This is a genomic window from Brevibacterium iodinum ATCC 49514 (assembly GCF_900169265.1).
Lineage (GTDB): Bacteria > Actinomycetota > Actinomycetes > Actinomycetales > Brevibacteriaceae > Brevibacterium > Brevibacterium iodinum.
This window is the reverse complement of the sequence record NZ_FXYX01000064.1, coordinates 1-1,045: the sequence shown is the minus strand read 5'-3', so window position 1 is coordinate 1,045 and position 1,045 is coordinate 1. Positions and strand designations below refer to the sequence as shown.

Annotated in this window: 1 protein-coding gene; it reads left to right on the top strand. The window is 60.9% G+C overall.

The genetic code is table 11. The features are described from left to right. Positions 1-257 precede the first annotated feature (257 nt). Positions 258-1,045, top strand: a 788-nt coding sequence (locus BI49514_RS16225) for an SLC5/6 family protein (protein WP_476727180.1), incomplete at its 3' end; no start/stop codon positions are given.

The window sequence follows — 1,045 nt, the reverse complement described above, 5'->3', positions numbered from 1 at the left end:
GATAGTCACGCCCCCAAGTCTACCGGGCGTGGAAGATTTCCCGGTTTCCCATTATTCGATACACGACTGTTATGCGCATCACGTGACGACGGGCACATTGCCCAGCGTTTTCACAGTAAACTGGAGCCAAGCATTGAAGCCGCAGCAAGAGACCCTTCTCACATCACGGACTTCACATCGGACCACCGGTCTCACAGACGAAACTTCGGTGGCCACACTCGGTCGCGATGATCCGCGGCCAGTCAAGAAAGGACATCATGTCACCCACGTCATCACCCCGGAGGGAGGTCTTCGTCTCCCGCGGCGCGTTCATCTTCGCGGCCATCGGTTCGGCGGTCGGCCTCGGCAACATCTGGCGCTTCCCGTATGTCACCTACGAGAACGGCGGCGGCGCCTTCCTCATCCCCTACCTCGTCGCTCTGCTGACTGCAGGCATCCCGCTGCTGTTCTTCTACTACGCCATGGGCCACCGGTCTCGCGGATCGGCTCCGCTGGCCTACCGGATGACCCACCGAGCCGCCGAGCCCATCGGCTGGTTCGCCACCGGAATCGCGATCATCATCGGCATCTACTACGCCGCCATCATCGGCTGGGCCGGCTCCTATATGTTCTTCTCGCTGAGTGAGGCCTGGGGCGATGACGCTGAGGGCTTCCTCTTCGGCGAGTACCTCAAGCTCGCAGACCCCGGCATCTCCTTCGAATTCGTCCCCGGCGTGCTCATCCCGCTCATCATCGTGTGGGCCATCGTCCTCGGCATCCTCCTGCTCGGTGTGCAGAACGGCCTCGCACTGTTCTCGAAGATCTTCATCCCGCTGCTCATCGTCCTCTTCCTCGCCCTCGTCGTCCGGTCGCTGTTCCTTCCCGGCGCTGCGGAGGGACTGAATGCACTGTTCACTCCCGACTTCTCGGCACTGACAGATCACAAGGTGTGGATCGCGGCGTACGGTCAGATCTTCTTCTCTCTGTCCATCGCCTTCGGCATCATGATCACCTATGCCTCCTACCTGAAGAAGAAGACGAACCTCACCGGCTCCGGTCTCGTCGG